Raw genomic sequence first — 19,130 nt, 5'->3', positions numbered from 1 at the left:
TTTTAAAATAAATTAAATGGTTGTCGTTTCCTCATTAATATTTTCAAGTATTTCCTTTATCCTCGCTAAAAATCTACCACAAATTAATCCATCCAAAATTCGATGATCAAGAGATAATGATAAACTAACGATATCTCTAGCTGCAAACATGTCATTAATAATAACTGGTCTTTTAACAATCGATTCTACTTGTAGAATTGCAGCTTGTGGATGATTAATAATCCCCATGGAAGAGACAGATCCAAATGTTCCAGTATTATTTACCGTAAATGTACCATTTTCCATGTCTTCTGCTTGTAACTGATTATTTCTTGCTTTATGTGCTAATTGATAGATCTCTTTTGCAATCCCGGTTACACTTTTTTCGTTCGCGTGTTTTATAACCGGTACAAACAATTCATTTTCTTTGGCTACTGCAATTGAAATATTAACTTCATGTCGTTGGATAATTTTATCATCTGCCCACATACTATTTACTTCAGGAAACTCTTTTAATGCTCTTGCTACTGCATGCACAAAAAATGCAAAATACGTAAGGGAATACCCTTCTCGTTGTTTAAAATCATCTTTTATTTTATTGCGATATGACACCATGTTTGTAACATCAACTTCAACAGCCATCCATGCATGTGGTATTTCTCTTTTTGACTTCACCATATTTTCCGCGATAACTTTCCGAACACCTGTTACAGCAATTTCTTTGTCTTGACCACTTCCTGTCTGTTCAGGCTTGACAGATGTTGTTACAGATGTTTTTCCGTTATCTTTTGTCTGTAAGGACTGAATATACTGCTTAATATCTTTTCTAGTTATTCTTCCACCAAGACCAGTACCTTCTACATTATTTAAATTGATATTATGTTCAGAAGCTAGTTTAACGACTGCTGGTGAATATCTAGCTCGCATATTTTTACTGTCATCATCTGTCGCCACATTCGCTTGTTCAACAACAGCTTCGGAGGGTTCTCTTTGTTCTTGTTCACTTTCAGTTTCTATATAACAGATTAACTCCCCAACAAGAACAGTATCTCCCTCATCTCGTACAATCTCTTTTATAACCCCAGAATAGGAAGATGGGACTTCTGCATTTACTTTATCTGTCATTATTTCCGCTATTGGGTCATATTTTTTTACTGTATCTCCTACATTTACTAGCCAGCTATTTATGGTACCTTCTGTAACACTCTCTCCAAGCTTAGGCATCGTTATTTCTTTAACAGCCATTATTACCCTCCTTTACGTAAACGATTAATAATTAAAATATAGCCAGTTCTCGAATTGCTTGTTCAATTTGTTCTTCGTTAACCATAAATGCATTTTCTAAAGGTTGTGCAAATGGCATTGCTGGTACATCGGGCGCAGCAAGTCTCCTAATAGGTGCATCTAATTCAAACAAACAATGTTCTGCAATTATTGCTGCGACTTCCCCAATAATACTTCCCTCTTTATTATCTTCTGTAATTAGCAGCACTTTACCTGTTTTACCTGCTGCTTCAATGATTGACGCTTGATCGAGTGGATAAACCGTTCTTAAATCTAGTATATGAACATCGATACCTTCTTTTTCTAATCTATTTGCTGCCTGTTTTGCAAAGTGTACACAAAGTCCATAAGTAATGACGGTTACATCCGTTCCTTCTCGTTTGACATCTGCTTTACCTATTGGTATGACATTATCGTCCTCAGGCACTTGTTCTTTTAATAAACGATATGCTCGCTTATGTTCAAAAAACAAAACAGGATCGTTATCTCGTATCGCAGCTTTTAATAATCCTTTGGCATCATATGGCGTAGATGGCATGACAATTTTTAAGCCAGGATGACTATTAAACATTGCTTCTACTGACTGAGAATGGTATAAGGCTCCGCTTATTCCACCACCATAAGGAGCGCGAATGGTAATCGGACAATTCCAATCATTATTGGAACGATACCTTATTTTAGCAGCCTCAGAAACAATCTGGTTTATTGCGGGCATAATAAAATCTGCAAATTGAATCTCTGCAATAGGTCTCATTCCATACATTGCTGATCCAATACTTACTCCAACAATTGCAGACTCAGCAAGAGGTGCATCGATTACTCGGTCCTCGCCAAACGTTTGATATAACCCATCAGTTGCTCGAAAGACCCCACCTTTACTCCCAACATCTTCACCGACAATAAATACATTTTCATCTCGTTCCATTTCTTCTTTCATCGCGGCATTTATCGCTTGTATATATGAAATTTCAGCCATTCTTATCCCCCCTTTACTTCTCATACACATGATCAAGCAATGTATCAGGACTAGCAAATTTAGCTTGTTCTGCGTAATCTGTTGCTTCATTTACTTCATTCATAATTTCTTCTTCGAGCTTTTCTTCTATTTTTTCAGTTACGATTCCAGTTTCTCTCAAATATGTTGAAAATAGTTTGATACAGTCATTTTTCTTTGCTTCCTCTAATTCTTCCTTCGTACGGTAGGTTCGGTCATTGTCATCACTAGAATGAGCAGTGAGTCTTACAGTAAGTGCTTCGATGAGTGTTGGACCGTCCCCACTTACCGCACGCTCTCTTGCTTTTTTAACAGCGTCATACACCTCTAAAGGATCATTACCATTTACTATTACACCTGGCATCCCATAAGATTTTGCACGAACAGCAATATTTTCACTTGCAATCTGTTTTTCAAATGGCACAGAGATGGCTAGCTTATTGTTTTGTACAAGAGTAATTACCGGCAATTTATGTACACCGGCAAAATTCAATCCTTCATGAAAATCACCTTGATTTGTAGATCCATCCCCAAGCGTTGTAAGTGTTACAAAATCTTTTTCTTTTAATTTTGCGGCTAGTGCAAAACCTACTGCGTGTGGTATTTGGGTCGTTACAGGTGAGGAACCGGTTATTATTCTGTTCTTTTTTTGGCCAAAATGTCCTGGCATTTGTCTACCACCCGAACTAGGATCTTCTGCTTTTGCAAATCCCGATAACATTAAATCCCTTGTTGTCATGCCAAAACTTAAAACAATACCCATATCCCGATAATAAGGGGCTACATAATCTTTATTCTTATCGAGCGCAAAACTTGCACCAACTTGTGCAGCCTCTTGCCCCTGACATGAAATAACAAACGGGATTTTACCTGCCCGATTTAATAACCACATTCGTTCATCTATTTTTCTAGCTAACTTCATTTTTTTATACATATTGATAACATCATCATTTGATAAACCTAAAGAAGAGTGTCGATTTTCTGTCACTTAACTCTCCTCCTATCCATGAATTTGTAACTGATCTACTGCTAACGATGCTTCTAAGATACTTTCTGATAAAGATGGGTGAGGATGAACTGTTTTGGATATTTCCCAAGCTGTTGCATCTAATATTTTTGCAAGTGCTGCTTCTGATATCATATCTGTTACATGAGCACCAACCATATGCACTCCTAAAACATCATCCGTTTGTTCATCAACAATTATTTTTACAAAACCGGTTGTATCTCCATTTACATGAGCTTTACCAATTCCCTGAAAAGGAAACTTACCAACTTTTAGAGAAAATCCTTGGTCAATTGCACTTTGTTCTGTAAGACCAACTTTTGCAACTTCAGGATATGAATAAATACAAGCTGGAATGTGAAGCGGGTTTAATGGAGCAGGATTTTTCTCAGCCATGTGTTCCACTGCGATAATCCCTTCCTCGGAAGCAACGTGGGCAAGTTGCATTCCACCTATACAATCACCAATTGCATATATATGTGTTTCTTTTGTTTGGTATACTTTATTTGTTTCAATAAATCCATTTCGCATTTGAATACTTGTATTGTTCAAACCAATTTCATTTATATTCGCATCTCTTCCAACTGAAATGAGTATTTTTTCCGCTTCAACAAGTATACTTTCTTCTTCTGCTTGCTTAACAGATATCGATACATTAGAGTCATTTATAGCTAGCTTTTTGGCATCAATTTGTGCATTTGTAATAAAAGTTACCCCTCTTTTTTCTAAAGATGACTGAAGCTCTTTTCGTATATCAACGTCCTCCGTTGCTAAAATAGTTTCATTGCTCTCGATTACAGTAACCTGAACCCCTAAATCTTGTAATAAAGAAGCCCATTCAATCCCGATGACACCCCCACCGATAATCGCCATTGAAGTAGGTAATTGATCTAATTGCAATGCTTGGTCAGAATGAAGTATTTTATCCCCATCGATCGGTAGTTCTGGGATTAAACGCGGTTTTGAGCCTGTTGCTATAAGAATATTTTTCGGAACGAGCATTGTATTTTCAGTGCCATTTTCATACTCGATAGAAATCGTTCCAGGGATCGGCGAAAAAATACTTGACCCGAGTATTCTTCCAAACCCATGATACACATCTATTTTTGCTTTTTTTAGTAAAGATTGGACTCCTTGATGTAATGTATCAATAACTTTATTTTTTCTATTTTGTGCTTCTGAAAAATCTAGAACTAATTTATCTGTTTGAATGCCAAACATACTCGATTGTTTCATCTCTCTATACAATTGAGCAGTTCTAAGCAATGCTTTAGACGGAATGCAGCCATTATGCAAACAAGTACCACCTAGTTTCTCTTTTTCAACAACAGCTACATTCATTCCAAGCTGCTGAGCACGAATAGCCGCAACATAACCGCCCGTTCCTCCTCCTAATATGACAAGGTCATATTCTTTTGTCATGAAGACCCTTCTCCCTTAACTAGATTAATATTCATTATATATTTTTGGTCTTTCCTCTTGTCTTAACACTCTCAATGTACCAGCATTTAGTGCTTGTATATCATATTCACCAGGATATATAAAAGCATCTGCTATCCAGTTTATTTTCTCTGTTATGAACTCTGTCAGTATTTCACTTCTAGCAATTTCGCCTGTTAAAACTATACCGTGAACTTTACCAGATAAAACGACTGCCATCGCACCTATTTCTTTAGAAATTTGGTAGGCCATCGCTTCAAATACTTTTTTCGCATATTTATCATTATTTCTGATTCTTTTTTCTACTTCTGTAATATTATCAGTATGTAAATAAGCCTTTAGTCCACCTTTATAGGTGATTTTATTAATGATGTCTTCTTCTGTGTACTCGCCAGAAAAACATAAAGAAATTAAGGCTTCTGACGGAATCGTTCCTGCCCGTTCCAACGAAAATGGTCCATCCCCATGTAATCCGTTATTTACATCGATTACTTTTCCGCACCGATGTGCTCCGATAGTAATTCCATTTCCAATATGAGCCACAATTAGATTTGCTTGGTTATACGTTATTCTAAGTTCACGAGCAGCTTGACGGGCAACCGCTTTTTGGTTTAATGCATGAAAAATACTTTTTCGTTCAATACCTGGTAAGCCAGAAAATTTTGCCAAGTCACTTAACTCATCGACCACAGGTGGGTCGACAATATATGCAGGAATATTTAGCCCTTTCGCAATTTCAGAGGCAAGTATGCCACCTAAATTAGAGGCATGCTTACCGTTATAACTACTTCTTAAATCTTTCAGCACATCGGCTGTAACAGAGTAAGTACCACCTTCTACTGCTCTTAACAACCCACCATTTGCGGCAACAGCATCTAATTTGGACATATTAATTCCTGCTTCATTTAAAACTCGTAGGATTTGCGTTTTCCGAATGGTAACTTCATTATCAATTTCAGTTAAATCATTTTTAAAAATAGTTTGATGGTTAAGTGTCTGTTTATAGATGCATTTTTCATTATGAAAAACACTAATAATCGTTTTAGTTGTTTTAGGGTTAATGACCAAAGTGCGATACCGTTTTTGCATATATACTTCCCCGCTTATCGACTATTTATCGTAAAATATGTTTATTATTTGGTAAAAATTGTTTACTTGATGAGCGAAGTGCATGTATTCTTTGTTCCGCTAAATGATCGGCAGCGACAGAAGTGGGAATATTTTTCTTTCTAGATATTTCGAATACATTTTCTAAAATAGAATAAATCGATTCCACTTTCTTCATCACACGATCTCTGTCATAACCTTGCAATTCATCAGCGACATTGATGACTCCTCCTGAATTGATGACATAATCTGGAGCGTAGACAATTCCTTTTTCAAATAAATAATTCCCATGTCTACTTTCACGTAGCTGATTATTTGCACTTCCCGCAACTACTTTTGCTTTTAATTTTTCAATTGTTTCATCATTTAGTGTTCCGCCGAGAGCACAAGGTGAATAAATATCACATTCAACATCATAAATTTCATCTGGAGCTACCGCTTGAGCATTAAAATCTTTTACTGCACGATTTACAGCCGCTTCGTTAATATCTGTAACGATTAAATCGGCTTCTTCTTTATACAAATAACTACATAGATGGTATGCAACCTGTCCAACACCTTGAACAGCTATTGTTTTCCCTTGTAAATTGTCTGTTCCGAACGCTTCTTTAGCTGCTGCTTTCATTCCATGATAAATTCCTAGCGCAGTAACTGGAGAAGGGTCGCCGACACCTCCGCTCGAAGTACCTGTAACAAAATCTGTTTCCATATGGATATAATTCATATCTTCTTCTGTTGTCCCTACATCTTCAGCTGTAATATATCGACCATGTAAACTTTCAACATATCGTCCAAATGCTCGAAATAGTGATTCACTTTTATCTTTTTGAGGATCACCAATTATGACGGCTTTTCCACCACCTATATTGAGACCAGCCGCTGCATTTTTATAAGTCATACCTCTTGCTAGTCTTAGTACATCTTCTAATGCTTCTTCTTCATTTTTATATTTCCACATTCTTGTACCACCAAGTGCTGGGCCAAGCGTAGTATCATGGATAGCAATAATTGCTTTTAACCCAGAGGCTTTATCATAGCAGTAAATTACTTGTTCATAATCATGTTCTCTTAGTGACTCAAAGATTTTCACTAAAACCACTCCTCTACAATGCTTAATTAATTATAATGCAACATTTGTGCCAATATGTTAAATTGATTATATCAAGTGTTTAAACAGATCACCCTGCACTTTTTTGCAAGTTTGCATGTTTTTGCATGATGTTATTGGCGAATAACTTCCTCATACTTATTCTAATTCATATTTTTCAATTTTATAGTACAAATTTCGAACAGAAATATTTAATTTTTTTGCAGTCTTTGTTTTATTAAAATTACTTTCTTTATATACGTAGTAAATATATTCTTTCTCATATTGCTCCATTGCCTCTTGTAAAGTTTGTTCTCCAGCGATATGCAAACTTGATTCCTTCTCTACTTTATTTTCCGTTTGCAAATTAGGTAAATGATGATAATTAATTACTTCTTCTGTTACATCCATAAAAATAACCGCTCTACTAATGACATTCTCCAATTCACGAATGTTTCCTGGCCAATGGTATGATCGTAATTTTTCCATAGCTGTATCTGTGATTGTCTGTACGTTTCTTCCATAGAGTTGATTTACTTTTAAAATCATATGTTGAACCAAACTCGGCAAATCATCAAGCCTTTCCTTCAAGGATGGAATATATATTGGTAATCGATTTAATCGATAATATAAATCTTCACGAAATGTTTTGTTTGTTATCGCTTTTTCTAAATTTACATTGGTTGCCGTAATTATTCTTATATTTAATGGAATTGTTGTAGTCCCTCCAACGCGAACTACTTCCTTTTCTTGTAAAACACGTAATAATTTTGCCTGCATGGATAAAGATAATTCGCCAATTTCATCTAAAAAAATACTACCATTATTAGCTTCTTCAAATAATCCTTTTTTACCACCGGATTTTGCACCTGTAAAAGCGCCTTCTTCATAACCGAATAATTCACTCTCTAATACAGACTCAGCAATTGCTGCACAATTAACCCGAATAAATTTATTAAACTTTCGGTCACTTTCATTGTGGATTGCATGAGCAAATAATTCTTTTCCAGTTCCAGAATCTCCTCTTAACAAAACTGTTGCAGGTGTTTTCGCCCCTATTTTAGCTTGTTCAATCGCAATCATCATTTCAGGTGATTCGCCGATAATATCAGCGAATGTGTACGAAGCCTCCAAATTTCTAATAATTTGCTTTGCCTTTTTTAATTCCGTTGTCAGTTCTTGAATTTCGGAAATATCATGAATGACTGCGACACTTCCTTTAAGTTTTCCCGCTACGATAATCGGGGCAACGTTAACAATCACTTCTTTTTTGGAAGGTCCTACTTTCATTTTTGCTCCTCGAACAGGTCTTCTTGTTCTAAGAACTTTTAAATGCATACTTTCCCCTTCAGATATATCAACAGTAGCTGGTTTACCTAGCACTTGTTTTTCCGTTAAACCAGTTATTCTTGTATAGGCTGGATTAATTATTAGCCCATTACCGTTTTCATCAACGACACTTATTGCTTCATCTGATGAATGAATGATTGCTTCTAGCATTGTTTTAATTTCTTTAAGATCTGTATTTTCTTCAGCTAACCGAACTACTTCGTTACTGTCTTTAAATAATGCAAACGCTCCAATAAGTCTATTATCATCATTGATGAGTGGTACTCTTGTAGAAATGATTTGTTTTCCATTTGTTAAATTTAATTTTTGATTTAATTCTTTTTGTTGATTCTGAAGAACATTTGGTAAACGTGAGTTCTTTATTATCTCCTTAATTGCTCGTTCATGAGATTTTTCTTTCTGAATTCCGATTATTTTACATGCTGCATCATTGATAAATTGGATTTTCTCTTCGTTATTTACAACAATTAATCCATCACGAATATTATTTAATATCAATTCTAAATTGTTTATTTGTACACTCCATTCTGCAACAAATGGCAGTAAGAGTTGCAATATATTCTGACTAATAATTGTTAATTTAGTTCTTTTTTGCTTAAACAATTTAATGAACTTTCGGTCCCCTGTTGTTTCAAGGACAAAATCAATATCCGTATCGATCCAATCTGAAACAGACATCGATATGGGGACATGTGAAAAATGATTGACATCTAGTTTATTTGAATGATCTTTTTTCTCATCAACGATTGCAATAATTTTCATGTTAGGAAAGTTTTTAATAATTTTTATGTATTCATTTGCAATATCTGTTGCACCTATTATTAATATACGCCTCATTAATTCACCACCATGAAATAATTTGCACTATTTCCATATAATTTTACTTCATTCTGCAATTATTAGCAAGAATTGATATGTTCTTTTTAGCGCTTGTTCAAAAAGGAGGATAAAAAGGACCAAGAAGTTGGAGACGGCGCAGTTTTGAGCAGCGGAATCTATGCATTTAGAGATACATGAGTAGCGGAGAAACAAGCATTCGTGCGAAATTCGCAGCGTCTTTTTTACCGGACTTTTTGAACATCCTCTTTTAGATTACTTACCTTTTTCAATTAATGGCTACGTTTGCTATACTATTAATATTCATAGAGAAAAAAGGGGAATAAAATGGTACGATTTATAGCAGTCATAATTTTATTTACACCAGGAGTAATTGGCGCTTTTGGGATAAAATTGATGCGGGATGCATTATTTGCAGATGTTTATCCTATTTTAGTGAATGAAGGGATCCAGTTTTTTGTCGGTCTTATTATGTTTATAGGTGGTCTTGCTTTTATAGGAGGATATATTTATCATCGGGATAAGAAAAAGCAATTAGTTAAAAAGCGTTCAAAAAAAACATAACTATTCTAGCTATAGAATAAATAAAAAATTAGAAGTAGATTGTGGAGGGTTATACAGATGAAAGTTGCAAAGTTTGGTGGTAGTTCATTGGCAGATGCTAATCAATTTCAAAAAGTAGGAACTATTATTAAAGAGGATCCAAATCGAAAATTTATCATTGTTTCTGCCCCTGGTAAAAGGCATGAACATGATTTTAAAATAACTGATTTATTGATCCAATTAGGGGATGCATTTATAAATAAAGAAAAGTATAAATCATATTATATTACTATTATAGATCGATTTTCTAAAATCATTAGTGAATTAAAATTGCCAGAACAATTAACGAAAGAAATTGAAGATCAAATTAAATCGATAATGGAAAGTGATTTAGAATATGACAATATGATGAATTGTTTTAAAGCAATTGGAGAAGATAGTTCTGCTAAAATTTTAAGTGCTTATTTACAAACTCTTGGACTCGATGCAAAATATGTAAATCCCAAAGATGCAGGTATTATCGTTAAAAATGATAAAAACGGAGCTCAATTAATTCCAGAAAGTTTTGAGGCCATCTATAATTTACGGGAACAAGAAGGGATTTTAGTTATTCCAGGATTTTTTGGATATACAGAAGACGGAATATTAGCTACTTTTTCACGTGGTGGATCTGATATTACTGGATCTATTATCGCCGCTGGTGTGAAAGCCAACTTATATGAAAATTTTACAGATGTCAATGCAGTATATGCAGTAAATCCATCTATAATTAAAGACCCTGTTGAAATTAAAGTACTTACATATAGAGAAATGCGTGAGCTTTCTTATGCTGGGTTTTCTGTCTTCCATGATGAAGCTTTAATTCCTGCATTTAACGCACAAATTCCTGTATGTATCAAAAATACAAATAATCCTTCAGCTAAAGGAACGATGATTGTAGCTAATAAAGAATTAAATGACAAATGTGTTGTTGGAATTGCAAGCGATACTGGTTTTGTAAGTATTTATATTAGTAAATTTTTGATGAATAGAGAACTTGGATTTGGAAGAAAGTTATTCCAAATTTTAGAAGAAGAAAACGTATCTTTTGAACATGCTCCATCCGGAATTGACGATATGTCAATAATAATTCGAGAATCACAATTAACCGAAGATAAAGAAAGTATTATTGTCGAACGGTTTAAAAATGAATTACAACCAGATACGGTTACGGTTCATCGAGATTTGGCTCTCATTATGGTAGTTGGAGAAGGAATGAAAGAAACAATTGGAATGGCTCAAACTGCTACGACAGCTCTTGGTGAAGCAAAAGTAAATATTGAAATGATTAACCAAGGTTCTTCAGAAGTTTCAATGATGTTTGGAATAAAATCAGATGGTTTACATCGGGCAACAAAATCTCTTTATGAAGCTTTTTTTGAATAAATGTCAAACCTGTACACAAGCAAAATCTTTGTGTACAGGTTTTTTTTTAGAATGACTCTACTTTATGTTCCAATCTTAATTTATCCGCAACCATAGCAATGAATTCTGAATTTGTCGGCTTCGCTTTTGAAACATTTATTGTATAGCCGAATAGTTCAGTAATGGAATCAATATTACCACGATTCCAAGCAACCTCGATTGCATGCCGGATTGCTCTTTCTACCCGGGAAGCGGTAGTATTGTATTTTTTCGCAATGTCTGGATATAAAATTTTTGTAATGGATCCTAATAATTCTATATCATGATATACCATTGTTATTGCCTCTCTCAAATACAAATATCCCTTTATATGAGCTGGCACTCCTATATCATGCATTATATTCGTAATATTTGTCTCGATATTATCTTTTTCTTTTTTGACCGGTCGCGTATTTTCTACTTTTATTTTCATTGATTTATTATGATTATTTTGAACATACACTTCTCTTATTTTATTGACCAAATTATTAAAATCAAATGGTTTCAAAATAAAATAGGAAGCACCATATTCAACCGCTTTTCTCATCACCTCTTCTTGACCAAAAGCGGTTAACATAATGATATTAGGCGTTTTTCCATCCTTTTCACGTAATTTTTGTAATACTGCCAAACCATCTAAATGAGGCATAATAATGTCTAAAATTAAAATATCGGGGTCTAATTCATCTAATAAATTGATACATTCCCTCCCATCGTAAGCTACACCTATAACGTCAATATCTTCCTGTTCATTCAAATAATCCTCCATAATATGTACAAGCTCACGATTATCGTCTACTATACAAACAGAAATTTTTTCCAATTTTTTACACCATCCTCTTTATTTTGCATACAATTATCGTCCTATCTATCGTATTCGACATTAATTAAAAAAGTCCTTTTTATTATTGATAATAATTTTAAAAAAATAAGCTTTCCGAAATATCGGAAAGCTTGATTTGGCCTAACTTGCTTCTTTTTCTTGATTGTAAATATTTATTCCTGCTTCATCCAACATCCATTCAATATGAACCCCATAACCGGAAGTTGGGTCATTGACAAATACGTGAGTAACAGCACCAACCAACTTATCATTTTGTATAATTGGACTACCACTCATTCCTTGGACTATGCCACCAGTTTTTTCTAATAATCGTTCATCTGTAATTTTGATTACCATTCCCTTCGTTGCAGGTGTTTTTTGAGGAATGGAATTTATTATTTCAACATCGAATTTTTCAACTTTTTCGCCTTCTACTACGGTTAATATATGGGCTGGGCCTTTTTCGACCTCATGCGATAATCCGATTGGCATTGACTTTTGATGATTTTCTCCCAGTAATTCAGGATTTAATTTTCCAAATATCCCAAATGGACTATTTTTAGTTATTGAACCAAGTTGTTTATCTTTCATCGAAAATTTCGCTTGTTTTTCACCCGGAATTCCTTGGTTCCCTTTTTCAATTGAAGTTACTGTTGAGCGTACAATTTTACCATTATGGATTTCTAACGGTTTTTTCGTGTCAGAATCAGAAATAACATGTCCTAGAGCTCCATATTTTCCAGAATCCTCATCATAAAATGAAATGGTTCCAATTCCAGTAGCTGAGTCCCTAATATATAAGCCAATCTGATAATTATTTTCTTTTTTATTTAAGGTAGGCTCAAGCTTTGTATTAACTATTTCTTTTCCTCGTTTTAATTTTACACTGATATTTTCTTTGTTCTCGCCTGCTTTTTTTACAATTGGTTTAACATCTTCTAATTGTTTTATTTTATTTCCATCCATCTCAAGTATTACATCACCAACATGAATATTTGCTTCTTCTCCTGGAGAAATTGTATCACCTTCATTATGAATTAGATGATGACCTACGACTAAAACTCCTAAAGTGTGCAATTGCACTCCTACAGATTGCCCTCCAGGAATTACCTTTTTGTCACTTAGGACGGAGACATTCACTTTTTTTACGGGAAAATTTGCTTTTTTATAAACTAAAGTGCTTTCGCCTACCTCGTTCGGATAAATTTTAGAGTCTTCAGCAACAATATTATTATTATCCGATGTGACTGTATAATCGCTTCCTAAGTTTGGAATGGACATTGGTTCATCACTTTGAAAAGTGATCATTTCGTTGGGAATAGAGATAATATTTTTCATGTCGGTTAGAAAGGGGAATAATAAAAATAATAAAAGGAGTAAAATTCCAATTGATACCTTTAGCTTACTCTTGGATGTCACTATCGTCCACTCTCCTCTTTTCTTTGTCCCATACCTTTTCTCCGTATCTTTAATTTGACCTAAATCAAGCCATTTTAAACGAGAGAAAGAAAAGAAAAGATGTGTAACATTACCTGTATAGAATTAATTTATGTAAATTACGAAAGGTTTTCCTGTAAATAAAAAAAGCCAATATTATCATTAGCTTTTTGTCATTAATTTAAATTTTTTTGTTAAGTCAAGTAACTCTTCAGAATGTTCAATTGCTGTTTCTGTTAGCTGTGTTCCTGTCATCATACTTCCAAGTTCTCGGATTTTTTCTGTATCCGTTAGTTCTTTCATCTGTGTCGACGTTCTGTTTTGTTTTTCCTCTTTTTGTATTAATATATGATGATCAGACATTGCTGCAACTTGAGGTAAATGGGTAATACATAAAACCTGTGTTGTTTCAGAAATTTGATACATTTTTTCTGCAATAGCTTGTGCGACACGACCGCTCACACCAGTATCTATTTCATCAAAGATTACGGTATCGATATTATCGTGCTTAGCAAATATTTTTTTAAGCGCAAGCATAATCCGTGATAGTTCCCCGCCTGAGGCAACTTTTTCTAGTTCTTTTAATGGTTCTCCTAAATTGGTGGAAAGCATGAACGATAATTGATCAATACCATTAACACTTAGGTTTTCTTCATTAACATCATCAAAAAAAACTTTAAATGTTGCGTTTTGTAAATAAAGATCATTTAATTCGGTCTTTATATCTTTTTCTAAAGAAATTGCAATTTTTTTACGTAAAGCATGTAGTTTATTGGCTTCTTTTAAAGCTGACTGTTTTAACTCTTTTAATTCGTTTGAAATTCTTTCTAGATGTGAATCTTTATTTTGAAGCTCATCAAGTTCTTTTTTTATTTGTTCTTGATAGATCAACATTTCTTTTACGGAAGAGCCATACTTTTTCTTCAAACGATTTATTTCATTTAAACGCATTTCAATCTCATTTAACCTATCTTCATCAAAATGTAGATCATCAATAAAATTTCTGAGTGAAATATTTATTTCTTCTAAATTATAAAAAGCATTTGTTAAATCTTCTGCTTGCTTTTTAATTTGTGGATCGAAGTCTTTTCCTTCTTGCAGTCGATTTTGCGCAATATCAATCCACTCTAATCCTTTTTGTTCCCCAGATAAAGCATGATAAGCTTCATGAACTGAACGATATATTTTTTCATAATTCTGCAGTTGCATACGTTCTTCCATTAAATCAATGTCTTCATTTTCTTTTAAATCCGCCTGCTCTAACTCGGTTAATTGAAATTGTAACAAATCCAACCGATGAGCCATTTGTTGTTCATTCGAATTTAATTCATCATGACGTTCTTGCAATAAAATAAATTGTTTGTATAACTTATCATATTTTTTTTTAATCGGTAGAACCTTTTCTTCGTCATATAAATCCAACAATTCTATATGTATGGATTTGTCCATTAAATGTATTGTATCGTGTTGACTGTGTATATTAACTAATGACTGACCGATTTCTCTTAAAATGGATAGAGTTACTATTTTTCCATTAACTCTACATATACTTTTTCCTTTATTCGTTATAGTTCGATCTAAGACTAATATATTTTCTTCGATATCGATGCCATAATTTTCACAAACATCTTCAATATGTGCTACATTTTTATTAAGCATAAATAACCCAGTTATTTCGGCTTTCTCTTCTCCATATCTTACAAATTCAACAGAAGCTCGACTGCCGGTCAATAACTGTACCGCATCGATAATAATTGATTTACCTGCTCCGGTTTCCCCAGTCAATACGGTTAACCCATCATGAAATGTTATTGAGATATCATCGATTATTGCAAAATTTCGGATAGATAGTTCAGCTAGCATCTATATTTCACCCCATCTATACAATAGAAATTACAGTAAGTTAAGAAAGCGCTGTTCTATTTCTTTTGCCATTTCCTCTGTACGGCAAATAATTAAACAAGTATCATCTCCACAAATTGTACCCATAATTTCTTCCCAATCCAAATCATCAATAATAACACCGAGTGCATGCGCATTACCAGGTAATGTTTTTAAAACAATAAAATGTGATGCATGATCAATACTTACAAAGGCTTCCAATATTAAACGTTTTAATTTATCTTGTGGGTTAAAGCGCTGTTCAGTAGGTGTACTATATTTGTATCGACCCGTTGTAGCTGATGGTACTTTAACTAAATGAAGCTCTTTTATATCCCGTGAAACAGTAGCTTGTGTTACTTTAAATCCTAATTTTTTTAGTTGATAAACGAGTTCATCTTGTGTTTCAATATCACTTTCTGAAATAATTTCCTTAATTTTTATATGTCGTTTAATTTTACTCATTATATACCTCCGAATAAAATATTACACTTTATTTAAAACGGTATGAGCTTCATCGACTGTTCTTAGAATTAATTCTGCCTTATTTTCGACCATTTTCTTATTACATTTCCAGCCAAAATGTGCTAAAAATTCAATATTTCCTTCCCCGCCGGTAATCGGAGAATACGTCAAATTTAAAAAAGTAAACTCTTTCTCTTCGGCAAACGAAATAATTTTTGTTAATACTTCTTTATGAATGTTTTTATCACGGATGATTCCTTTTTTCCCAACCTGTTCTTTCTCGGCTTCAAATTGAGGTTTTATTAAAGTAACAACTTCGCTGCCTTCTTGTAAAATTCCTTTTAAAACTGGAAAAATTAATTGTAATGAAATAAAAGAAACGTCGATCATCGCAAAATTTGGAAGCCCGTTTGAAAAAAGATCTGTTGTCACATAGCGGAAATTAGTCCGTTCATGTACTTCAACACGCTCATCACTTCTAATTTTCCAATCCAATTGATTGTATCCTACATCAATCGCATAAATTAATTTTGCTCCATTTTGCAGTGCACAATCTGAAAAACCGCCTGTCGAAGATCCGATGTCCACAATTGTTTTTCCTTCAAGATCAATCATAAAAGAAGTTAATGCTTTCTCTAGCTTAAACCCGCCACGACTTACATATTTAACAGTCCCTTTAACAACGAGTGGTATTTCTTCATCTACTTTCATTCCTGGTTTTTCCATACGTTCGTTATTCGAAAACACAAGTCCGGCCATAATCATCCGCTTCGCTTTTTCTCGTGTATCAATTAAGTTTCGTTTTACCAGTAATACATCTAAACGTTCTTTTGCCATTATATACGATCCTTTTTTCTTATTTTCATTCTTTCTGTAAACAATTTATTTAGTATCTGTTGTAGTTGAAGGATACTGTTGAGTAGTGAAAATTTGTAAATTAGTAACAGCTTCGTTGATTTCCATCGTAGAAAACAAAGCTACAAAGCTGAATACCGCTACGGAAATACACTACGCTTTCCACGGGCGGCTGATGAGCCTCCTCGTCGCTTCGCTCCTACGTAGTCTCACCTAGGCCTTTCCTCCCGTAGGAGTCTCCGTGTATTTCCTTCGCTGGGTGTGTTTAATAAACAGCTCTGCACAATTTGTTACTACTACCTATATGGTTGATTGGAGGTGTAAATCAACGGTACAGTATCTAGGTTGACCGATAAATTATCGACTTAAGTTGCTCATCAGTTTATGGATATTGTGTAACAAAATATACGCAGTCAAAGCTTTTAGGAGCCATTATCTTTTATTCGATTTAGGTAACACTCTTATTTTTAACTTGTCCTGTATAAAAAATATTATTTTGCCTGCTAATAATATTATCTCCGTTGATGAATGAATTGCAAAATATTTGCCAAGCGCTTTGCCACCAACTGTTAAGGCTGCAATTAAACTCGTTAAAAAAACAGATAGAAAAAGTTGTGGAGTAGGATCAGTTGTACCTTGTAGAATTTTTGTAATATCTAAAATTACAATAGTTAGCGCACTTCCACTTATAATACCAGAAATATCACCTATAACATCATTACAAAAGCTTGCAAATTTATCAGCATTCTTATATATATTAACTGCTTCTTTTGCACCAGTCACCTTTTCAGCCGCCATTGCGTGCAGAGGTGCCTCTTTTGCTGCTGTTGAAGCTATTCCTAACATGTCGAATATAATTCCAATCAACACAATTAAGAGGACGATAATAAGTCCGATTATCCATGAGACATTGTTTAATAAAGAGGAAGAAAGACTTGAAAAAATAGCCGCTAACACAAATGTGATAACGGCTATAGTTAAACTAAATTTTATCGAACGTTTTATTTTTTGGTTCATTTACAAGTCCTACCTTAACCTATCATTAGGATATGTACGAGGGAATGGTCATTTAAAAGGTTAAGACTGCGGCTTAGGTCCAGTAGGTTTTCCCAAATAGATACCTGGTGTCGCCACCTAGGCAGTTCCCTTTTAAATCTATTTTAACTTTGTCACCAAAAGTTAGACTGGATTACCACTTAGTCCGCACTATAATCCCTTTTAGATGTCATTTTGAACAGCCTAGGAGATTTCCTCACCAGTCTTTAACCTATTCCTAGCCTCTTTTGCAATACCGATTTCATAGAGGTGAAAAGAAGCATTAGTGGCCAACTAATATCTTCTTCTATAATCTCTAATCCCCTCGGATACCACTCAAGGCAGGCTACGCTGTCTATTGAAAGACGAAAGCATTGGTCTTTGTGGACAGGTTCATACCCCATTCCATAGTCTAGAGCCATAAAAGACTTCGACTACAGAGATGGGCCTCCGCGGTCAATGGGTCAACGCCCACATGCCTTTGTGGATCGCCCATAAACCTTAACTCCCAGCATAGACCCAAGGCTGGGCGCCTCAAGCCTACACAAGGAACTTCATCGATATGCCCTTTGGCGGATTTTTAGGCCCGCCTTCAGAATAGGAGGACTGACTAGGATACTGCACCATTCCTTATATATAATTAGTATATCATAATTTTACAAAAAAATCTATTTACCATCAATGATCTCTTTCACTAAAATGGCAAAGTAAGGAATATAAATAGGATTCTTCAGCATTGGCTTTTTGTAGCGCTTTTTCAGCTTTTTCTACATATTTTTCTTTTTGCACTTGGGCTCCATCCAGACCTAATAAATTTGGATAAGTACTTTTATCATTCGAAACATCACTGCCAATTGGTTTCCCGATTTTTTCGGGATCACCAATTACATCTAGTATATCATCTTGCACTTGAAATATTAGTCCCAAATAATATGCAAATTCTTCTAAATACTTGAGCTGCTCATCACTTGCATTTGCTAAAAATGCGCCTGCGGTTATTGCAAAATTAATTAACCGCCCAGTTTTAAGTACATGAATTGTTTCTAGCTCTTCAAGTGTTAAGGACTTCGTTTCCCCTTCCATGTCTAAAATCTGCCCTGCTACCATTCCCTCAGGTCCACTGGCAGTAGCTAATGACCTTATAATGAATACTTTTTCATTTTCATTTAACAAATCATCATTAGCAATTAATTCGAAAGCATATGTTAGTAGTGCATCACCTGCAAGTATAGCAGTTGCTTCATCAAATTTTTTATGATTTGTTAACTTCCCTCTTCTGTAATCATCATCATCCATTGCCGGAAGATCATCATGAACTAAAGAGTATGTATGAATCATCTCAAGAGCGGCAGCTGTTTTTAATACTTTCTCATTATTTGATGCAAACGTACTATAACTTGCTAATAACAAAATGGGACGAAGCCTTTTCCCCCCAGCAAATAGAGAGTAGGACATGGAAGCAAGTAAAGATTTAGGAATGTTCTTTTCCTGTAAAATATTTTTTAATTCCATTTCAAATAAATGTTTTTCTTGTTCAATATATTGATCAATATTAATCGACACT

At 34.4% G+C, this 19,130-nt stretch carries 16 protein-coding genes; 2 read left to right on the top strand and 14 right to left on the bottom strand.

Going from position 1 to position 19,130, the window contains the following annotated elements:
- Nucleotides 1–12: 12 nt before the first annotated feature.
- The 7 genes from SPD89_RS05315 to SPD89_RS05285 all read right to left on the bottom strand — a co-directional run bounded on the left by SPD89_RS05315 (nucleotide 13) and on the right by SPD89_RS05285 (nucleotide 9,084).
- On the bottom strand, nucleotides 13–1,224 hold the full coding sequence (locus SPD89_RS05315; RefSeq protein ID WP_336260921.1) for a dihydrolipoamide acetyltransferase family protein: 1,212 nt from the start codon (nucleotides 1,222–1,224) through the stop codon (nucleotides 13–15).
- Between the two features lie 31 nt (nucleotides 1,225–1,255).
- Complete coding sequence (locus SPD89_RS05310; protein WP_336260920.1) at nucleotides 1,256–2,239, bottom strand: alpha-ketoacid dehydrogenase subunit beta; 984 nt, start codon at nucleotides 2,237–2,239, stop codon at nucleotides 1,256–1,258.
- 13 nt (nucleotides 2,240–2,252) lie between these two features.
- Nucleotides 2,253–3,191: a thiamine pyrophosphate-dependent dehydrogenase E1 component subunit alpha gene (locus SPD89_RS05305; RefSeq protein ID WP_336260947.1), complete on the bottom strand. Its 939-nt coding sequence runs from the start codon at nucleotides 3,189–3,191 to the stop codon at nucleotides 2,253–2,255.
- Between the two features lie 66 nt (nucleotides 3,192–3,257).
- Nucleotides 3,258–4,685 carry a dihydrolipoyl dehydrogenase gene (lpdA, locus tag SPD89_RS05300; RefSeq protein WP_336260919.1) on the bottom strand — a complete coding sequence of 476 codons (1,428 nt, stop codon included), beginning with the start codon at nucleotides 4,683–4,685 and terminating at the stop codon, nucleotides 3,258–3,260.
- A gap of 24 nt (nucleotides 4,686–4,709) precedes the next feature.
- Nucleotides 4,710–5,792 (bottom strand): butyrate kinase, encoded by a 1,083-nt coding sequence (buk, locus tag SPD89_RS05295; protein ID WP_336260918.1) that lies wholly within the window; start codon nucleotides 5,790–5,792, stop codon nucleotides 4,710–4,712.
- Between the two features lie 25 nt (nucleotides 5,793–5,817).
- Nucleotides 5,818–6,900 carry a Glu/Leu/Phe/Val family dehydrogenase gene (locus tag SPD89_RS05290; RefSeq protein WP_336260917.1) on the bottom strand — a complete coding sequence of 361 codons (1,083 nt, stop codon included), beginning with the start codon at nucleotides 6,898–6,900 and terminating at the stop codon, nucleotides 5,818–5,820.
- Nucleotides 6,901–7,056: 156 nt separating this feature from the next.
- Entirely contained in the window at nucleotides 7,057–9,084 is a 2,028-nt protein-coding gene (locus SPD89_RS05285; protein WP_336260916.1) for a sigma-54 interaction domain-containing protein, read from the bottom strand.
- Between the two features lie 327 nt (nucleotides 9,085–9,411).
- Here SPD89_RS05285 and SPD89_RS05280 point away from each other — a divergent pair, with 327 nt between their 5' ends.
- Nucleotides 9,412–9,648 (top strand): DUF2627 domain-containing protein, encoded by a 237-nt coding sequence (locus SPD89_RS05280; RefSeq protein WP_336260915.1) that lies wholly within the window; start codon nucleotides 9,412–9,414, stop codon nucleotides 9,646–9,648.
- Nucleotides 9,649–9,705: 57 nt separating this feature from the next.
- Nucleotides 9,706–11,052: an aspartate kinase gene (locus SPD89_RS05275; RefSeq protein WP_336260914.1), complete on the top strand. Its 1,347-nt coding sequence runs from the start codon at nucleotides 9,706–9,708 to the stop codon at nucleotides 11,050–11,052.
- Between the two features lie 46 nt (nucleotides 11,053–11,098).
- On the opposite strand, the gene spo0A is transcribed toward SPD89_RS05275, so the two are convergent.
- The 7 genes from spo0A to SPD89_RS05240 all read right to left on the bottom strand — a co-directional run bounded on the left by spo0A (nucleotide 11,099) and on the right by SPD89_RS05240 (nucleotide 19,129).
- Entirely contained in the window at nucleotides 11,099–11,893 is a 795-nt protein-coding gene (gene spo0A / locus SPD89_RS05270; RefSeq protein ID WP_336260913.1) for a sporulation transcription factor Spo0A, read from the bottom strand.
- 141 nt (nucleotides 11,894–12,034) lie between these two features.
- On the bottom strand, nucleotides 12,035–13,312 hold the full coding sequence (gene spoIVB, locus SPD89_RS05265) for a SpoIVB peptidase (RefSeq protein WP_336260912.1): 1,278 nt from the start codon (nucleotides 13,310–13,312) through the stop codon (nucleotides 12,035–12,037).
- Nucleotides 13,313–13,492: 180 nt separating this feature from the next.
- Nucleotides 13,493–15,193, bottom strand: a complete 1,701-nt coding sequence (gene recN, locus SPD89_RS05260; RefSeq protein ID WP_336260911.1) for a DNA repair protein RecN — start codon at nucleotides 15,191–15,193, stop codon at nucleotides 13,493–13,495.
- Nucleotides 15,194–15,223: 30 nt separating this feature from the next.
- Entirely contained in the window at nucleotides 15,224–15,676 is a 453-nt protein-coding gene (gene ahrC, locus SPD89_RS05255; protein WP_336260910.1) for a transcriptional regulator AhrC/ArgR, read from the bottom strand.
- Nucleotides 15,677–15,697: 21 nt separating this feature from the next.
- Nucleotides 15,698–16,513 carry a TlyA family RNA methyltransferase gene (locus SPD89_RS05250; protein WP_336260909.1) on the bottom strand — a complete coding sequence of 272 codons (816 nt, stop codon included), beginning with the start codon at nucleotides 16,511–16,513 and terminating at the stop codon, nucleotides 15,698–15,700.
- Between the two features lie 450 nt (nucleotides 16,514–16,963).
- A complete protein-coding gene (locus SPD89_RS05245) occupies nucleotides 16,964–17,548 on the bottom strand; it encodes a hypothetical protein (protein ID WP_336260908.1) in 585 nt (194 codons plus the stop codon).
- A 696-nt stretch (nucleotides 17,549–18,244) separates the two neighbouring features.
- A complete protein-coding gene (locus SPD89_RS05240) occupies nucleotides 18,245–19,129 on the bottom strand; it encodes a polyprenyl synthetase family protein (protein WP_336260907.1) in 885 nt (294 codons plus the stop codon).
- Nucleotide 19,130 lies beyond the last annotated feature (1 nt).

Origin of the sequence: Pseudogracilibacillus sp. SO30301A (assembly GCF_037072025.1) — a bacterium.
GTDB lineage: Bacteria > Bacillota > Bacilli > Bacillales > Amphibacillaceae > Pseudogracilibacillus.
Note: the sequence above shows the minus strand (reverse complement) of the source record. Positions and strands in the feature narration are given on the sequence as shown.

Coding starts and splice junctions, on each gene's coding strand:
- recN (WP_336260911.1), bottom strand. CDS start 15,193: ATGCTAGCTGAACTATCTATCCGAAATTTTGCAATAATCGATGATATC.
- SPD89_RS05245 (WP_336260908.1), bottom strand. CDS start 17,548: ATGAACCAAAAAATAAAACGTTCGATAAAATTTAGTTTAACTATAGCC.
- SPD89_RS05310 (WP_336260920.1), bottom strand. CDS start 2,239: ATGGCTGAAATTTCATATATACAAGCGATAAATGCCGCGATGAAAGAA.
- SPD89_RS05250 (WP_336260909.1), bottom strand. CDS start 16,513: ATGGCAAAAGAACGTTTAGATGTATTACTGGTAAAACGAAACTTAATT.
- SPD89_RS05275 (WP_336260914.1), top strand. CDS start 9,706: ATGAAAGTTGCAAAGTTTGGTGGTAGTTCATTGGCAGATGCTAATCAA.
- lpdA (WP_336260919.1), bottom strand. CDS start 4,685: ATGACAAAAGAATATGACCTTGTCATATTAGGAGGAGGAACGGGCGGT.
- ahrC (WP_336260910.1), bottom strand. CDS start 15,676: ATGAGTAAAATTAAACGACATATAAAAATTAAGGAAATTATTTCAGAA.
- SPD89_RS05305 (WP_336260947.1), bottom strand. CDS start 3,191: ATGTATAAAAAAATGAAGTTAGCTAGAAAAATAGATGAACGAATGTGG.
- SPD89_RS05280 (WP_336260915.1), top strand. CDS start 9,412: ATGGTACGATTTATAGCAGTCATAATTTTATTTACACCAGGAGTAATT.
- buk (WP_336260918.1), bottom strand. CDS start 5,792: ATGCAAAAACGGTATCGCACTTTGGTCATTAACCCTAAAACAACTAAA.
- SPD89_RS05285 (WP_336260916.1), bottom strand. CDS start 9,084: ATGAGGCGTATATTAATAATAGGTGCAACAGATATTGCAAATGAATAC.
- SPD89_RS05315 (WP_336260921.1), bottom strand. CDS start 1,224: ATGGCTGTTAAAGAAATAACGATGCCTAAGCTTGGAGAGAGTGTTACA.